The sequence below is a fragment of the Enterobacter sp. KB-221C9 genome (assembly GCF_041320715.1).
Lineage (GTDB): Bacteria > Pseudomonadota > Gammaproteobacteria > Enterobacterales > Enterobacteriaceae > Enterobacter > Enterobacter asburiae_D.
In genome coordinates this window covers 332,101-349,684 of record NZ_JBGIWG010000002.1, presented here as the reverse complement: position 1 = coordinate 349,684, position 17,584 = coordinate 332,101, and the positions used below count along the sequence as shown (strand labels likewise).

Below are 17,584 nucleotides of genomic sequence, written 5' to 3'. Positions count from 1 at the left end.
CGCCGGAACTATGGATTTTTATTTTTCCCGTTTTGAACATCGTCGACCTCCGGAACCGTTGAAAACGCCGCGCTGGGTAATGATGACCTGGCAGGTGTTAGCGGTCGCGGCGCTTATTCTGGGCGCAAATTATATTTACTGGCGCTGGACCGCCTCCCTGAACACGGACGCGTTATGGTACGCCATACCGCTGGTCCTCGCCGAAACCCTGGCCTGGATCGGTACCGTGCTGTTTACCATCAATTTATGGAAAGAACAGGATCCCCCCCAGAATCCGCCCCCGAGCGAGATTAACGACTGCCTGTCACATGAGGAGGCCGTAGAGCCCCGTCCCGTTAAGGTGGATCTGTTTATTGCCACCTACTCCGAAGATACCGAGCTGGTCAGGCTGTCCATTCGCGATGCCCTGAATATGGATTACCCATATCCGATTGACTACCGGATCCACGTCCTCGATGACGGCCGTCGCCCGGAGATGAAAGCCGTTTGCGATGAGGAAGGCGTCAATTACATCAGTCGCCAGACCAACATCGGCTTTAAGGCCGGTAATCTGCGCAATGGCCTTGAGCAAACTGACGGCGATTTTATTGTCATCTGCGACGCCGATACCCGGGTATTTCCCACCCTTCTCAGCCATACGCTGGGCTATTTCCGCGACCCTGACGTGGCATGGGTGCAGACGCCTCAATGGTTCTTCGATCTCCCGGAAGGTGAAAGCCTTTCACGCTGGGGCCAGCGGAAAGCGGGAAAAGTGGGCTATGGCCTGGGCTGGCTGATACAAAAATTCGTGGGGCCGGTCACGATTGGCCGTGACCCGTTTTTTAACGATCCGCGCATGTTCTATGACGTGATCCTGCGGCGGCGCAACTGGGCCAACGCGGCATTCTGCTGCGGCGCGGCGTCCATCCACCGTCGCGAGGCCGTGATGCAGGCCGCGCTGCGAAGCTACGTCTGGTCCGTCGAAGAGGAGATCCATCGCCATACCCGCGACATCCGCGATGACGAAACGCGGAGCGCGCTACAGGAGGCGATGCGCCCGCACGTGGCATTTGACACTGAGTTAACGCCCTACAAATTCCACGTCTCCGAAGATATTTACACCTCGGTGCTGCTGCACGGTGACGCCGCAAGACGCTGGCGCTCGGTCATGCACCCGCGCGTTGAGTCGAAGATGCTCTCTCCGCAGGATATGCTGACCTGGATGATCCAGCGCTTTAAATACGCCGCAGGTTCGCTGGATATTTTGTTCCATGACAACATCTTCAGCCGTCGCCGCTTCAGGCTTTCACTCCCCCAGACGCTGATGTATGCCACGACCTTCTGGTCTTATATGGCCTGCGTATGGAACACGGTGTTTTTGATTTCACCCATTATTTATCTGTTCACCGGCATTCCGCCGGTATCTGCCTGGTCGACGCCGTTCTATCTCCATTTTCTCCCCTTTTTTATTTTCTCCGAACTGGCCTTTATGTTCGGGACATGGGGGATTTCGGCCTGGGACGGCAGGGCCTCCTACCTCTCCTTCTTTTCCATGAACCTGCGCGCGCTCAATACGGTGCTTCGGGGCGAACAGATCAAATTTCACGTCACGCCAAAAGAGAGGCAGACGGGCCGTTTTCTCTATCTGGTGAAGCCGCAGATTGCCATCGTGGTGCTGACCCTGGCTGGGCTTATCTGGGGAGGGATTCAGGTTGCACGCGGCCAGGTCGACGATCCTTCGGGCTACGTCATCAATATTTTCTGGGGAGGGGTAAACATCGCCGCCATGCTGCCGCTGATTTTCGCGGCCATGTGGACGCCCGCCGAAGAAGATGAGGTCACCCAATGAGAATACGTGATGCCCTGCTTTCCGCGCGCAGTTATCTCACTATTCTGCTGGGGTTCCTGCTTGGCTTTGCCATTGTGGTCTGGGTTGAGAAACAAATGCCTTCGCGCGTGGAAAGCAGCGGCGGCATCGCGCTCAGTAAAGACTTCCCGCCGCTGCCCGCGAAACGCGAGCTGACCTATGAAGAGGCCATCTGGGCGCGGGTGGCCTGGCAATACTATGTGAACAATACCCAGCCAAATGGTCTGTCGAATGCCAGCGACGGAGAGCCCTGGCTGAGCCTCTGGAGCGTAGGGAGCTATCTGTTTGCGACCGCTGCCGCAGAGCAGCTCAATATCATTTCCAGCGATGAGTTTGACGAGAGGGTCAGCACGGCCCTGTTCACGCTGGGGCAGCTGCCGCTCAATGAACAAGGCCTCCCTGCCGCGTATTACCATGCGGACACCCTTAAAATTCTGGGGAAACCAGACGCCTCCGCAATTGGGCTGAGTCGTCTGCTGACGGCGCTTCAGACCATTCTGTGGCGCTATCCTCAGCACGCAGCCGCAATCCGCGATCTGTTTAGCGTCTGGCGCACCGGCGCGCTGATGGAAAACAACACCCAAAGCCAGGCAGCGGTACCGCTCCATCACTGGACGCTGGCTGTCGACGAGCAGCGAGACAGCTTTGGCTACCGGCTCTATGCCAGCCATACGCTGCGCTTGATTGACAGCGCGGCGGGACTGGCGGTCACCAATCCGCCTGAAGGGCAAAAGATGATCGACCTGGATGGGATCATGGTTCCCGATGAAGGGCTGCGCACGCCCTGGGGCAAGCAGACCTCCCTAATCAGTCTCCCCTATTTATTAACCGGCCTTGAGCTTGGCTTTGACGCACAAAGCGCTGAAATCGCGTGGCGGATTATGCAGATTCAGCAGCGGCGCCATAGCCTGCGCACGCCAAAGCCGCCAGTCAGCACCGATTACGCCGAACCGGCGCCGGATTATGTTAACGATCTGCCCAACAGGCAGCCAATTCAGGCGCGCGCCCTGCGCGAAGAGATACCGGAGAAGGTGGCGATCGCCTCAACCCGCACCGCGTTTGCCTGGTATGCCCTGTTCCGCAACGGCTGGAGTGAAGCGCTACGCCAGCAGGTTCTGCCGCTTCTGGTGCCGGGTAAAGGCTGGCAGCGCGGTTTCAACCTTAATAACAGCGTCAATGGCGTCGTGGACGCAGACACCAACGCCATTGTGCTGGAAAGTTTGTCCTACATCGCGCACGGCCAGATGCTCTGTCTGGCCTGCCTCAACGTGCCCTCCCATTCATCTACTGCTGCAGGAGCAACGCCATGAAGCCAAGATCTTCGATCCTTTTCCACCTGCTCACGGGAATAACGATCTGCTGGCTGGCGCTCTCGACCGTGCGTGCGGAAACCGGGCTGCCTGCATCAAGTTACTCCCCGCGCAGCGGTGAGCTGACGGCTAGAGAGATGACCATTGCGAAAAACGCCTGGCAGTATTTTGTCTCCAACTATCAGCCCACGACGGGGCTGGTGAATGCGGTCAACAAATATCCTTCCACCACCATGTGGGACAGCGCGTCCTATATCGCCGCCATGACGGCAGCGCGTGAGCTGGGTATCATAGATAAAGCCGAGTTCGACCGCCGGATGCTGAAATTCCTCGCCACGTTGAACACCCTTGTGCTGTTCCGTAATGAGTTGCCCAACAAAGCCTATAACACCATCAGCGGCCAGAAGGTGGACTATACCAACAAGCCCGGCGAAATAGGCTTCTCGGCCCTGGACATTGGGCGAATGCTGGTCTGGCTGAAAATCATCAAAGAGCGCTACCCGGAATACGGCAACAGCGTTGATAACGTGGTGCTCGGCTGGGATTTCAGCCATGCGATCGACCCCTGCGGCACGCTGTACGGCGCCTATCTCGAAAACGGTCAACCGAAGTATGTTCAGGAAGGCCGGCTGGGCTATGAAGAGTACGGTGCAGCGGGCTACCAGCTTTGGGGGTTCAATACCTGTAAAGCCAGCCGCCCGCAGCCGTACGAGCTGGCCGAAATCTACTGCGTGCTGGTCCCGTATGATTCACGCGACCCGCGCAATACGTCTCAGCATAACTACGTCGTGACGGAATCCTACCTGCTCTACGGGCTGGAGTTCGGCTTCGATAAGCCGACCGATCGCGATAACGCCCCGCGCGACTACTCCCAGGCCTGGATGAAAAACTTTGCCGACCGCGTTTATCAGGCTCAGGAGAACCGCTATACCATCACCGGCGTGCTCACCGCGCGCTCTGAGCACCAGCTCGATAAAGCCCCTTACTTCGTCTATGACACCGTCTTCAGCGACGGGTACAACTGGAACACGATCACCGACAAGGGCCAGTTCGTTCCTAACGCTGCAGCAATTTCACTGAAGGCGGCGCTGGGAATGTGGGTCCTGTGGAACTCGCCTTATACCGACCGCCTGCTCAACACCATTGAGAATGCCAACGAAGAGGGAAAAGGCTACTACGAAGGGCTGTATGAAAACGGTGACGGGCCGATCAAAGAGTTCACCGCGAACAATAACGGCATCATGCTGGAAGCCCTGTTGTTCAAAAAAGAGGGGAAACTGCTGGCCTTCAACACCGACAACCCGAAGAGCAAGGATTTTGCCCCGTCTCTTTGGGATCAAAAACTGCTCGATCAGTTTGAAGAGAATAACGCGCTTCGTAGCCGCCCTTTCCTGACCAGCACGCCGGCCGTAAAAAGCTGGTGCGACCGGACCGGCGTCACGCAGCGCACCAAACCCGCCTGCCAGGCCTGTCAGTGCGCCTCATGCAGCGCGGACGAGCCGGTTAAACTGCCTCCGGTGACTGCGCAATGCTTAAAACCATAGCCAGAGGGCTCGCGGGATTACTCCTCGCAGGCGTGGTCATATTCGCTCTGTTTGGCCATCAGGGTGCCGGCTGGCGCTGGCTGATCGCCGGCGGCTGGCACTCCAGCGCGCGTATCTCTGCCCTGACGCCGGAAGAACAGAAATGGGCGGCGATCGCCTGGCGCTATTTCGTCAATAATACGCAGCCGCAAACCGGGCTGGTCAACGGGAGCGACAAACAGCCCCGCGTTACGCTCTGGCAAATGGGCGATACGCTTATCGCCATGCTGGCGGCAAAAGAGCTGGGGCTGATTGATGAGGCCGAGTATGACGCCCGCCTGACGCGGCTGATGGGCACCCTCAACCGCCTGACGCTGACCGAGGCTCGGACGCCAGGGCGGCTTTATTCCAGCCAGACGGCGGCGCTGGTCGATTTTAGCGGCATCCCCGTCAAAAATGGCTGGTCCGCACGCGACATGGCTCGCCTGATGCTCGCCCTGCGCCTCACCGCTGAGCGGGAGCCACAGTACAGCGAGTACCTGGATAAAATCATTCTGCGCTGGAATTTCTGCCCGGTCATTGATGGCGAAGGCGAGCTGTGGTCGTCCTCCCTGCAAAACGGTCAGCCGGTGGTCCGGGAAGAGCTGCGTCTGGGCGAAAGCGAATACGCCGCGACGGCGTTTCATCTGTGGGGATTTTCCCCGGATAAAGCGTTTGCGCCCCCTGCGCACCACGTCATCATCGCCCAGCGGCGTCTGGCCGTCGATGCCCGGGATCCGCGCACCACGTGGCAGCCCTCCCTGATTACCACCCTTCCCTATATGCTGCCGGGCCTGGAGTTTGGCTGGGAGCCAGAAGGGGTGGTGGCCGATCTGCAAAAGCGTCTGCGCAAGCAGGCGGAAAACGTCTGGCTGACCCAGAAAACGCGCTGGGAGACCGAGAAGATCCTGACGGCCAGAGCGGATTTCTCGCTCCCTCAGGCCCCCTGGCATATTCAGGATACCGTCTGGGGAAATGGCTATGCCTGGAACTCCGTCGGCGACGATGGTCGGGATTACACCCGCTTCGCGCAGGTATCGACAAAAGCGGTCTTTGCGCTGTGGGTCTTGTGGGACACCCCGTATACCGACGTACTGATGTCGGTCACCGAGCACCTTCACGATCCGCTAAGAGGCTGGTACGAAGGCCGCCTTGAAGCCACGGGCGATACCAACGCCTCCCTGACCCTTTCCACCAATGCCACGGTTCTGGAAGCCCTTTTCTTTAAACACAACGCCGGGCCCCTGTTTGACGCCCGCCGGTCGAAGAAAGAGACCTACTTTACGCGCCGTGTGGCAGATGAATATACGCCAGTCGGGCACTGTCTACCGGGCGAAAGCGCCGTAAGGAGGACGCCGTGAAGTTTTACCGCGATCTGTTTGAATCCAGTTTGAACCGCGTATTTCCGGATAATGACAAAACAGCGTTTTTTCAGACGTTCTATGACGCCTTCGTCCATATGTCACCCGAGACGGAGCAGCATTTTTCTCGCCTGCCGGATCGGGAGGGTCAGCAGACCCTGTTTAAAAGTTTCTTCGCCATGCTTGCGGTAGACGGCGCATTAATCGTGCCTGATTTTCTCGAGCGCCTGGCGCGGGAGCAAAGCGACGACGGTCTGCATCTCCCCCCGCGATTTTTCGCGCTCTGGCGCGAAGCCATGCTGAACACGGTGAGCCAGCGCGATCCGCAGTGCGACGATGAGATCCTGACGGCCTGGGCTATGGCGATCGCGCCCGGGCTGGAATATCTGCGCCGACAGGCAGAACTGCACTACCGCGCGTAGGGAGGATCACGATGAACGCATTCACCTACGATCTTAACGCACTGCCCGCCGCCGTCATGATTTATGACCGAGACGAACGACTGCAGGCCTGGAATCACAACGTGGCCCTTTTTTATCCGGTCATCACCCCATGGCTGAAGGTGGGAACAACGCTTGACGCGCTGGCGGAACGCTTTATCGACGCCGTTTACAACGTCGATCCCGGTCTTCGCCAGACGCTGCGCGAGTCGGTCATACGCAACTGTCGTCAGGATAAGCACTGTGAAGTGCGGCAGGCCGGCCATCGCCGTATCTTCGTTCAGCATCAGCGCCTTGCGGACGGCGGCATTGTTAGCCTGCACAGCGATATCACGGAGCTGGATGAAGCGCAGCGGGCGCGCCACCAGCTGCATGACGATTTTCTGCTGACGGCGGAATCCATTCACATTGGGATCTGGGACTGGCAGATTTCTGGCGACAGCTTACAGGTCAACGACACCCTGCTTTCCATGCTGGGCCAGTCGCGGACGCAGTGGCGATATCCGGTGCGTTTGTTGCTCAACCAGGTTCACGAAGAGGATCGCGGTGCGCTGCGCAAGGCGCTGCACGCCTCGAAACAGGATCATCGACCGGTCTTTGAATGCGAGATCCGCGTTCATCACCCAACCGAAGGATTGCGCTGGATGATGCTGTCCGGGCAGGTGGTTACGCTCTCCATCGAAGGAAACGCCGAACGCGTCATTGGCACGCTGCAGGATATTACGCGTCGCAAAGAAGCAGAAATACTGGCCATCAATGCCGCCCAGGACGCGAGGAAGGCCAACGAGGCGAAAAGCGCGTTTCTGGCGAATATGAGCCATGAAATTCGCACCCCGATGAACGGCATTATTGGCATGACCCAGCTCTGTCTTGATACTGCGCTCAGCGCCGATCAGCGCGATTATCTGACGCTGGTGATGAGTTCCGCCCAGTCTTTGCTGCATATCATCAACGATATTCTCGACTTCTCCCGCATTGAAGCCGGCAAAGTCGAGCTGGAGACAGAGCCCGTCCCCGTCCGCCCCTTCGTCCAGTCGCTTATTCGCCCGCATATGCCGGGCGCGAGCGAAAAAGGCATTGAGCTTCTGGTTGATATCGCACCCGACGTGCCCGACGTGCTGACGATCGATGGCGCCCGGCTGCGTCAAATCCTGACCAATCTGCTAGGTAACGCACTGAAATTTACCCATCAGGGAGAAGTCATCCTGATTGTTGAGCCGGGCGAAAGCGCGGATCGCTGGCGTTTTCGGGTGCGCGACAGCGGAATTGGCATTCCGACAGATAAGCAGAAGGCCATTTTTGAAGCCTTCAGCCAGGCGGATAACTCAACCACCCGCCGCTACGGCGGCACGGGGCTCGGGTTAACCATCTCGGCGCGGCTGGTTGCGGCCATGGGCGGCGAGTTAACGGTGTCAAGCGAGCCGGGGAAAGGCAGCGAATTTTCGTTTTCGCTGCCGCTTGCGACACAGTTTCTTACGCCGGAGGAACGCCCGCATAGCGATCGCTTTAACGGGGAACCTGTGCTGGTGGTCGATGATAACGAGACCAATCTGCGGCTGCTGGCCGCTATGCTTAGCCAGATGGGGCTGAAACCCACCTGCGTCAACAAAGCCAGCGAGGCCATTAATCGGGTTAAAGCGGGCACAGCGTGGCCGCTGATCCTGCTGGACGCGCAGATGCCGGAAATGGACGGCGTGTCTCTGGCCCTTGAGCTTTCGGTTCTGCCGCAGATTTCTGATAGCCATATCATCATGCTGAGCTCCATGAGCCGACATTTTGATATCAATATGCTGAAGCGGATCGGCATCAAAAACTATCTGCATAAGCCTATTGCGCAGGACGAGCTGCATCAGGCGATTGCCGCAGCGTTTGAACGTGCGCCGAAGCTCGCGGGGGAAACCACACCGTCGCCTCTCGTCTCGCCGGGCGAAACGGGGTTACGGATCCTGCTGGCTGAGGATAATCTGGTCAATCAGAAGGTCGCCGCGCGCCTGCTTGAACGCCTCGGTCATAGCTGTCAGATTGTCGACAACGGCGTCGCGCTGCTTGAACGCTGGCGCGCGGGCGTATGGGACGTTTTGCTGATCGACCTTCAGATGCCCGAAATGGACGGCGAGACCGCCATTCGCCTGCTTCGCGAGGAGGAACGGTCTCGGCCCGGACCGACGCAGCCCACCGTCGCCATGACCGCACACGCCATGCAGGGGGATAAAGAGCGCTGCCTTAACATGGGATTCGACGGCTACATTGCCAAACCCATCAGCCAGGAGCGTCTCGCTGAGGAGATTGCTCGCGTGCTCCCGAACCATGATGCCCCCTCCGCCTTCCCGGATGAAGCACGCCTGCTGAAACAGTGCGCTGACGATCCTGACCTGGTACAGGAACTGCTGGCCCTGTTTGGCGACGGGCTGGCTGAAGCCATGAAAGCCATCACCCGGGCTATCGACAGCAACGATCGCGAAGCGCTGCGCCGCACGGCCCATAAGCTGCGCGGAGAAGCCATTACGCTGGACTTCAGGGCACTCGCGCAACAGCTGCAGGCGCTGGAGAGCGAAGCGCATACGCTGGAGGGGCAACAGCTTGCGGCGCTGAATGAACAACTTCACAAGGAATCGCTGCGCCTGGCGGCATGGCTCAACGCGCGCGGGGTAAACGTTACTCATGACTCGTAACTGCACGCTGCTCTTTGCCCTGTTTCTCCCCACAATGGTGGCGACATCAGCGCCGGTAAGCTGGTCGCTTGCGGGTACCTGGCAGGTTCAGGACGCCAATGACAGCACGCATCCTCCCACGTCAGGCTGGCGCGGGCTGAAAGTTCCTGCCAACTGGTACAGCGCCGGGTACGATCACCAGGGCGCGCTGTGGTATAAGCACGCTTTTACGCTACCCGCTCAGCCGCCCGATGTGATGAGCACCCTGGTGTTTGACGGCGTCGATTACCTGGCCGATGTCACGCTGAACGGCCAGCCGCTGGGCAAGCACGAGGGCTATTTTCAGCGCTTTTCGCTGGATGCCAGCCCCGCGTTACAACGTCACAACCAGCTCGTGCTCCGGGTGGATAGCCCTTATGAAGATCCGCATACAACCTGGCCCCTGCATAAAACGGCCATGAAGGGGATTCTTAATCAGCACGACACGCGTCCCGGAGGTGCCTGGTCGCCAGAAGGACAGGACGCCAACTCTGGCGGCATCTGGGGACCGGTCAGGCTGCATCTTAGCCGGGGAGCCACCCTTGATGAGGTCATCCTTCGTCCCGACTGGTCGCAGGGGCTGAAAAGCCCTGCATTGAAGGCTGAGATTCGCTATCGCGCGCTCGGTAAAGGACAGGCTATCGCGCGACTCACCGCCACCCCAGCCAATTTCAGCGGCAAACGCTTCCAGGCAGACTTTCCGCTTACCCTCGAAAGCGGCGCCCATTCCGCGCAGGTGACGCTGCCCATGCCGGCGGCAAAATTGTGGTGGCCCGTCGGCACCGGGAAACCCCACCTGTATACGGTTCGCGTCTCATTACGGGATGAAAACGGGTTAATGGATACGGCGCTCACCCGCACCGGACTGCGCAAGATCGTTGAGCAGCCCGATAATAAAGGCTGGCTCATTAACGACAGGCGACTTTTCATTAAGGGCAGTAATTACATCGGCTCCCCCTGGCTCGGCACCATGACCCGAGAAAAATATCGTCGCGATCTTCGTCTGGTAGAAGCCATGAACGCCAACGCCATACGCGTGCACGGACACGTCGCAGGGCGCGCGCTTTATGATGTTGCCGATGAGATGGGCATGCTGATCTGGCAGGATGTTCCGCTGCAGTGGGGCTACGACAGTAGCGACGTCTTTACGAAAAACGCGGTGCGACAGACGCGGGAGATGCTCGAACAGTTTGGCAACTCCCCCGCCATCATCGTCTGGGGCGGCCATAACGAACCGCCCTGGAACTCACCCTGGATGGAAAAACGCTTCCCCGACTGGAACAAAAACCTGAACCGCGAGCTCACGCAGCAGGTGGCGGACACGCTTGCCGAAGATACCTCCCGCATCGTGCATCGCTTTTCCGCCGTTGAAGAGCACTACTGGGCGGGCTGGTATTTCGGTACCGTACGCGACCTGTTGACGCCGGCCAAAACGGGGATCATCACCGAGTTTGGCGCGCAGGCGCTTCCCCGCTTGTCCACGCTACAAACCATCATCCCGGCAGTGCATCTCTGGCCAAAAACCACCGCCGCCGACGATCCCGGCTGGGCCGTCTGGAAATACCATAATTTTCAGCCCTTCCAGACGTTTAAATTTGCCGGTATCCCGCGCGGGAATAACATTCAGGAGATGATCCGCAATACCCAGGCGTATCAGGCGCGGCTGGTAGCCACGGCGGCCGAGAGCTATCGCCGACAGCGCTACCAGCCGGTGACGGCCCTGTTCCACTTCATGTTTGTGGAGACCTGGCCCTCCATCAACTGGGGCGTGGTGGACTACCTGCGCAAGCCCAAAGCCGGTTTTTACGCGTTAAAACGCGCGTACCAGCCGGTTCTGCCGTCCATTGAACCGCTCACCCCACAGTGGAAATCCGGCACGGCGGCGACCGTACGCCTTTGGGCCATCAACGACACCTGGAAACCGTGCAGCGAGTGCCGTCTGACCTGGCGCATCACCCAGCGCGATAAGGTGCTGACAAAGGGCACGATGACGATGACGATCGCAGCGGACTCGGGAACGATGGTCAAAACGCTGACGGCCACGCCCGTGGGCCAGGATGAGGTGTCGATTACGTTTACGATTGAAAACAAAGCGGGAAAAAAGGTCGGTGAAAATCAGCGCACTGAGTCCGTCATAAGGTAAGCAAGGGGAAAAGGAAAATTGCCGCTTCCCCTGCTTTCTTGTACCCTTTCACCGGTAACCCTGCCCCCACAAACATTGAGATATCCGGACACCTATGACTGCACATATTTCCAAAGATCCTTTGCATGGCGTAACGCTGGAGATGATGGTCAACGCCCTGGTGGCGAAATATGGCTGGAGCGAGCTGGGTGACCGAATCAAAATTAACTGTTTCAGAAAAGATCCCAGCGTTAAATCGAGCCTGAAATTTCTGCGGCGCACCCCGTGGGCGCGTGCGGAAGTGGAAGCCCTGTATCTGGACTCCCTCCACGATGAGGTGAGCACTGAACAGGCGGAGCCCGCCTTTAATCCCTGGGCCAACAGTCGGATTATCAAGAGCTAATACGCAAATGACGCGACACGTAAAACGGATTGGTGCGCTGGCTGCCTGCGCGCTTTTACTTGTGAGCTGCTCCTCAAAACCACCCAAATCACTGGTTACCCCTCTCCCCACCGCGAGCAAACCGACGCAGCAGGCAAATGAGCCAATGCGCGGGATTTGGCTGGCGACCGTCTCTCGTCTCGACTGGCCGCCGGTGGCCTCGGTGAACGGCCGCAGCGCTGACCAGCGCATCGCGATGCAAAAACAGGCGCTGACCAACAAGCTCGACAACCTTAAGCACCTCGGCATTAACACGGTGTTTTTCCAGGTGAAGCCGGACAGCACGGCGCTCTGGTCATCCAAAATTTTACCGTGGTCGGATATGCTGACGGGCAATATCGGCGAGTATCCGGGATACGATCCGCTGCAGTTTATGCTGGACGAAGCGCACAAGCGCGGCATGAAGGTCCATGCCTGGTTCAACCCGTACCGCGTGTCGACCAACACTAAACCGTCAACCATCGCCGCCCTGAACCGGACGTCCTATCAGAGCCCGTCCAGCGTCTACGTCCAGCACCCTGAGTGGGTGCGCGTCTCCGGCGATCGCTTTGTGCTCGACCCCGGTATTCCGGAAGTGCGGGACTGGATCACCCGGGTGGTGACCGAAGTGGTAGCGAACTACGCGGTAGACGGCGTGCAGTTTGACGATTACTTCTATACTGAAACGCCTGGTTCAGCGCTCAATGACGCACAGACCTGGCGGCAGTACGGCCAGGGATTTGCCTCAAAGGCCGACTGGCGCAGACACAACACGCAGCAGCTGATCGTCCAGGTTTCCCGCGCGATCAAACAGACCAAGCCCGACGTTGAGTTTGGCGTCAGCCCGGCGGGCGTGTGGCGTAACCGCTCCTTTGACCCGGCAGGCTCCGATACCCGCGGCGCCGCGGCCTATGATGAATCCTACGCCGATACGCGTCAGTGGGTGCAGCAGGGTCTGCTGGACTACATCGCTCCGCAGATTTACTGGCCCTTCTCGCGGGATGCCGCGCGCTACGACGTGCTGACCAAATGGTGGGCCGACGTCGTGAAGCCAACCCACACTCGCCTGTATATCGGCATTGCGTTCTACAAGGTGGGAGAGCCGTCGAAAAATGAGCCGGACTGGACGGTTCAGGGCGGCGTGCCGGAGCTGAAAAAACAGCTCGATCTCAACGATTCGCTGCCCAACGTGAATGGCACCATCCTGTTCAGGGAAGATTACCTGAACCAGCCGCAGACGCAGCAGGCGGTGAACTACCTGAAAGGACGCTGGGGAAGCTAGGTGACTATCAGGCAGAAACGCCCCGTTTCTGCCTGTTTTTTACGGCTTCGGCCCGAACATCGCCTCAAGCTGCTGCGCATCCGGCATACCGACCACCTGCTGCAGCTCATTTTCCGCATTCAGATAGTAAATGGCCGGCGTGGCGTTAGCGCCCAGGCTGTCCATCAGCGTCTGGTGCTTCTGCAGGATCGCTACCGTTTCACGGGAAGCCTCGCCGTCAGGCTTAGGTAACTTTTTCCCACCGGAAAGCTCGTATTCGCGCCAGGCCGAAACCGGATCTTTCGCATTCAGGATCGCGGCGGCGTTACGTCCGCTGTTGGGGTTGAGAAACGCCACCAGCAGCGTGTTGAGCTGAACCTTGCCCGCCTTCACCCACGGCTGCGCTTCGGCCCAGAACTGCTTGCAGTACGGGCAGAACGGATCGGCGAAAACGAACACTTTACGCGGAGCGTTATCCGCCCCTTCCTTTAGAGGATGCGCCGCGTTGAGGTTCTTCCACATCTCGCGTCCCATCGGGGCGTAGATCTCTTTCTGGAAATAGCCCTCGCTGAGATTCTTCCCTTTGTCATCATAGAGATAACCCGAGATGACGTGCTTGCCGTCCGGGGTTAAAAACAGCGTGACGCCCATGTCCTGATATTGCCCAAGCCAGGCCGGTGCGCCGCCGGGTGCATCCAGCTTCTTAATGATTTTAATGTTCTGCTGCTCGCCGAAGTGCTTCACCACCTCCGGTATGGCTTCAGCCGCCTGTACCAGCCCTGACGTCGCCAGCGCCGAAAGTAACAGTAATTTTTTCATTTCCCTCTCCGGTTTTTCGGGGGCATTACGCCCCCTTCAGGTTAGCGTTTTTTCAGTGCGTCACTGACCATTTCGTCGAACTGTTCAAAAGGTACCCAGCCGGGCAGCAATCCCTCGCCGATTAGCGTGGCGGGCGTGCCCTGGATCCCCATTTTTTCCGCGACGATCAGGCTGCGCTTGATCGTCAGCAAACTCTCATCGTCCGGCGTCGCGACGCTCACGCCCGCCCGCTTCTGCGCCTCCTGAATGCTGGCGTCATCGTGGTACCCCTTCCTGGCCATCAGGGTATGGTTCAGCTTCATAAACTGCCCGGGATCCTGACGCCAGAGCGTTAACGCATCACGCGCGGCGGTCAGCGAGCTTTCCGAGCGGAAAGGTAAAAACTTAAAGACCACCGCGACGTCCGGGTATTTTTGGACAATCTTCTCCAGGTACGGATCGAATTTTTTACAGTACGGGCAGTTGTAGTCGGTAAATACCACCAGGGTGAGCTTTGGGTTTTTCGCGCCGATGCGCGGGGAGTTCGGATCGTTAAACAGGAAATCAGCGATCGTTTTTTGCGCACGCTGCTCCTGGTCCGGCGTCAGCGGCTGGGCCGCGAACACCTGAACCGGGGCCAGCAGAAGCAGAAGCGTAATAAGGAGTTTTTTCATAATACGGTTAGCCTTTTGCGTTGTTCAGGGTGGTGGCCAGGGTGCGCTTGTCCAGCAGCGGCGAGAGGATTTCGCCATCAGGCAGGCCGGGGCCATAAACCGCGTTAAACGGAATGGCGTAGCGGTTTCGCTTCGCCAGAAAGTCCGCAATAAACGCGGACGGCTGGCTCCAGTCTCCGCGCAGGGCCACCACGTCCGGCTGGCGCAGGGCGGCAATAACGTCCGGCTGATTCAGTACCCGATGCTCGTTCACCTTACAGGTCACGCACCAGTCGGCAGAGATATCCACAAACACCCGTTTTCCCTGCGCCAGCGCCTGCCCGATGGCTTCCTCGCTGAGCGGCTGCCACGGGATGGCCTGCGCGGTATTTTGCTCCGGCGCATCAGGCGGCGCGTTAAGCAGCCCGCGCGCCTGATACCCGCCGAATGCCGACAGCACGACGATCACGAGCCAGAACAGAGGTGAGGATTTTTGCCCCTTCAGCGCGAACAGCGCCAGCGCGACGGCGATCAGCACCAGCATAACGATCTGGCTGACCGCCTCGCCCAGATGCACGCTCAACAATGTTGCCAGCCAGAGGCTGGAGGCCAGCATCATCAGGCCCAGGATAGCTTTGAGCGTGTTCATCCAGCGGCCGGGTTTCGGCAGCAGCAAGGCCGTTTTGGGCACCAGGGCGACAAACAGCCACGGCAGGCTCATGCCCACGCCGAGCATCAGGAAGATGAGCCACAGGGCGTGCAGCGGCGCGCCAAGGGCAAAGGCGACCGCGGTACCGAGGAACGGCGCGGAGCACGGCGTCGCCAGCAGCGTGGCGAACATTCCTTCGCAGAAGCTGCCGCCAATCCCCGCTCCTCCTGCCGTCGCCAGCCGTCCCGTGGCGGCGGAAGGCAGCAGCATCTCAAACACGCCAAACAGGTTCAGCGCAAACAGGAAGGTGACGGCGACCATCAGGCCAATAAACCACGGGTTCTGAAACTGAATGCCCCACCCAAGCGACGCTCCGGCCAGCTTCAGCGCGGTCACCATCCCCGCAAGCAGCATAAAGGAGGTGAGGATCCCGGCGCTGGTAGCCAGAAAGCGCAGCCTGATCGCGTGCCTGTCCGATCCCGCCAGCAGGATGCTGTTAAGCTTCATCCCCATGACCGGCAGCACGCAGGGCATCAGGTTGAGGATCAGCCCGCCCAGCAGCGCAAAGAGCACCATTTTGCCCGTCCCATCAGGCGCGGAGGGCGCTGTCGGCGTCGCGCCAACGGTGAGTGAGGTTTGCTGCGCTTGACCGCCGCTGGTCAGCACAAACGACAGCGCTTTGCCTTCCAGCGAGGCGGGTTTATCGCCCCATTCATCGGTCACGGGTACCGTCACCCGAAGGGTATTGCCGTCGTGTTTAATGACCGGCTCGCCGGGAAGAATGTCGCCCTCCAGCGGGTCAAAGTAGATCCCCGGATTATCCCACTTCCCGTCCGTCGTGCCGGTAATCACCAGCTTGTCGCCAGAGAGCCAGGCGGAGAGATCCGTGGATACGCCAGACGTACCGGGCACGGCGCGCATCGCCTGCTCGAACTGGCTACGGAAGCCCTCATCCACCGGCTGGGTAAAATCGAGATGCAGCGGGTAGTCCGTCAGCAGGCAGACGTTACTGCACGTCGAGAGCGTGAGCGTTCCGTCGAGCGTGTCGCCCTTCACCCCATCGAGCGCGATCGGGATAGTGACCTTATCGTGATAGCCCTGCGTCGTCATGCCGGAGATATCGAAGCGCGACGGGACCGGCCAGGACCAGCTATCCGTCACGCCTTCGGGCCAGCTGATTTTCGGCGCCACGCCCCCCTCGCCCGGCGATCGCCAGTAGGTTTTCCAGCCGGGCTTCAGCTCAACGGTGAGCAGGCCTTTAACGTGCGTTTGCTCCCTCTCCGCCTGAAAGCGGGTGCGGGCGTGATCGTTTTGTGGGGAAACCTGCCAGCCTGTGTCCGCCGCATGGACAATGCCAATGCAGGACAGCCACAGGAAGACGAATCCCCTGAAGAGGTTAACCATGTTTTACTCCGTGAACAGTGAAAATTATCGTGTGAGGACGATGATTTTCATTCACGAAAAACGCAGTTTTTAAGGTGTATTCGGGGAGGCGGCGCCTGAACGGGCTGTTCTGCGGGAGCCAATGCCCGCCCTTGCGTAAACAGCTGCAGCAGCGCGAAGAAGATGATAATGGCCGGCAGCGCGCCGTCGAAGAACAGCGGCTGGGCGCAAAGCAGCGAGTGTGCGCCAAGTTGGCAGGGCGACGGGCCGGGTTGTTCGGTGCTGCTGCTTTGAGCCGGGGCATCTGCGCTCAGAGAAATTTGCGGATCCAGTCCCTGTAAAAAATGGTTGAGCATCACCGCACGCTGCACGAGGCAAAGCGCCATCGCGAGACAGGTGACGATCAAAAGCCATTTTCCGAGGAGCTGACGGTTGCGCATAACATTCCAGAGTGACAAGACGCCCCGATCATAAACGATAGTGATGAATCTACAAGTGTCGGAAGTGTAAGGTTTTGTCTGTCGCCGCTATTCGCCCGTCAGCGCGTCGTAGACGTCCCGCAGCCGCGTGCGGAGAAACAGCACCGCCTTGTGCTTGCGGGATAACAGCGCCTGCTCGCTGGCGCCCGTCTCCTCTGCCAACATTTTAATGCTGTAGCCGTGGAGTTCGGTCTTTTCAAACACCTCCCTCTGCGGCGGCGGCAGTTCAGACAGCGCCTGCCCCAGCTCTTCCCACAGCAGCGTTTTGAGATACTCCTCTTCCGGCGTGTGCGGCACGCCGAACAGGGTTTCGGCCAGCTCGTCCTCCGGGAAACCCTCTTCGTCTTCGCCCGTAAAATAGCCGGAGAGCGAAACCTCGCGCTTTTTACGCGCCCGGTCGGTCATCTCGTTACGCGCCGCGCGGAACAGCCAGGCGGCGACGTTTTCGACCGGCTGCTCCACTTTCATCAGCTGATACGTCACTTCCTGCAAAATGTCGTCGGCATCATCGCGGACGGACGTCCGCCCGCGAATGAAGGCTGTCAGCCGGGCGCGGCAGGCATTGAGCGCCGACATCAGCATGGATCCGCCCGCCTCCCCGGCTTTCAT

The 17,584-nt window shown here is 59.1% G+C and carries 14 protein-coding genes; 9 read left to right on the top strand and 5 right to left on the bottom strand.

All coding sequences use genetic code 11. The annotated features are described in order from the left end of the window. Nucleotides 1–10: 10 nt before the first annotated feature. The 9 genes from AB8846_RS03745 to AB8846_RS03705 all read left to right on the top strand — a co-directional run bounded on the left by AB8846_RS03745 (nucleotide 11) and on the right by AB8846_RS03705 (nucleotide 13,034). Nucleotides 11–1,828: a glycosyltransferase gene (locus tag AB8846_RS03745; protein WP_370732074.1), complete on the top strand. Its 1,818-nt coding sequence runs from the start codon at nucleotides 11–13 to the stop codon at nucleotides 1,826–1,828. Continuing rightward, entirely contained in the window at nucleotides 1,825–3,156 is a 1,332-nt protein-coding gene (locus tag AB8846_RS03740) for a DUF3131 domain-containing protein (protein ID WP_370732073.1), read from the top strand. Before AB8846_RS03745 ends, AB8846_RS03740 begins: the two co-directional genes overlap by 4 nt. Continuing rightward, nucleotides 3,153–4,700, top strand: a complete 1,548-nt coding sequence (locus AB8846_RS03735) for a DUF3131 domain-containing protein (protein ID WP_063142735.1) — start codon at nucleotides 3,153–3,155, stop codon at nucleotides 4,698–4,700. The genes AB8846_RS03740 and AB8846_RS03735 overlap by 4 nt, the downstream gene beginning before the upstream one ends. Continuing rightward, nucleotides 4,685–6,079: a DUF3131 domain-containing protein gene (locus AB8846_RS03730; protein ID WP_370732072.1), complete on the top strand. Its 1,395-nt coding sequence runs from the start codon at nucleotides 4,685–4,687 to the stop codon at nucleotides 6,077–6,079. Before AB8846_RS03735 ends, AB8846_RS03730 begins: the two co-directional genes overlap by 16 nt. Continuing rightward, the gene (locus AB8846_RS03725) at nucleotides 6,076–6,501 is read left to right on the top strand and encodes a globin (RefSeq protein WP_063142733.1); all 426 of its coding nucleotides are present in this window, start codon (nucleotides 6,076–6,078) and stop codon (nucleotides 6,499–6,501) included. Before AB8846_RS03730 ends, AB8846_RS03725 begins: the two co-directional genes overlap by 4 nt. Before the next feature lie 11 nt (nucleotides 6,502–6,512). Then, nucleotides 6,513–9,191 carry a response regulator gene (locus tag AB8846_RS03720; protein WP_370732071.1) on the top strand — a complete coding sequence of 893 codons (2,679 nt, stop codon included), beginning with the start codon at nucleotides 6,513–6,515 and terminating at the stop codon, nucleotides 9,189–9,191. Then, a complete protein-coding gene (locus AB8846_RS03715) occupies nucleotides 9,181–11,352 on the top strand; it encodes a glycoside hydrolase family 2 TIM barrel-domain containing protein (protein ID WP_370732070.1) in 2,172 nt (723 codons plus the stop codon). The genes AB8846_RS03720 and AB8846_RS03715 overlap by 11 nt, the downstream gene beginning before the upstream one ends. 94 nt (nucleotides 11,353–11,446) lie before the next feature. Continuing rightward, nucleotides 11,447–11,734, top strand: a complete 288-nt coding sequence (locus AB8846_RS03710) for a VF530 family DNA-binding protein (RefSeq protein ID WP_063142730.1) — start codon at nucleotides 11,447–11,449, stop codon at nucleotides 11,732–11,734. A 7-nt stretch (nucleotides 11,735–11,741) separates the two neighbouring features. Continuing rightward, the gene (locus AB8846_RS03705; protein ID WP_370732068.1) at nucleotides 11,742–13,034 is read left to right on the top strand and encodes a glycoside hydrolase family 10 protein; all 1,293 of its coding nucleotides are present in this window, start codon (nucleotides 11,742–11,744) and stop codon (nucleotides 13,032–13,034) included. Nucleotides 13,035–13,073: 39 nt separating this feature from the next. Here AB8846_RS03705 and dsbG read toward each other — a convergent pair whose 3' ends face one another. From dsbG to AB8846_RS03680, 5 genes are all read right to left on the bottom strand, one after another. Continuing rightward, nucleotides 13,074–13,832 carry a thiol:disulfide interchange protein DsbG gene (gene dsbG, locus AB8846_RS03700; RefSeq protein ID WP_370732067.1) on the bottom strand — a complete coding sequence of 253 codons (759 nt, stop codon included), beginning with the start codon at nucleotides 13,830–13,832 and terminating at the stop codon, nucleotides 13,074–13,076. 41 nt (nucleotides 13,833–13,873) lie between these two features. After that, the gene (locus AB8846_RS03695) at nucleotides 13,874–14,485 is read right to left on the bottom strand and encodes a DsbA family protein (protein ID WP_370732066.1); all 612 of its coding nucleotides are present in this window, start codon (nucleotides 14,483–14,485) and stop codon (nucleotides 13,874–13,876) included. Between the two features lie 7 nt (nucleotides 14,486–14,492). Continuing rightward, nucleotides 14,493–16,517: a protein-disulfide reductase DsbD family protein gene (locus tag AB8846_RS03690; RefSeq protein ID WP_370732065.1), complete on the bottom strand. Its 2,025-nt coding sequence runs from the start codon at nucleotides 16,515–16,517 to the stop codon at nucleotides 14,493–14,495. Nucleotides 16,518–16,564: 47 nt separating this feature from the next. Beyond that, complete coding sequence (locus AB8846_RS03685) at nucleotides 16,565–16,936, bottom strand: hypothetical protein (RefSeq protein ID WP_045356147.1); 372 nt, start codon at nucleotides 16,934–16,936, stop codon at nucleotides 16,565–16,567. An 87-nt stretch (nucleotides 16,937–17,023) separates the two neighbouring features. Then, complete coding sequence (locus AB8846_RS03680) at nucleotides 17,024–17,584, bottom strand: RNA polymerase sigma factor (protein ID WP_080277788.1); 561 nt, start codon at nucleotides 17,582–17,584, stop codon at nucleotides 17,024–17,026.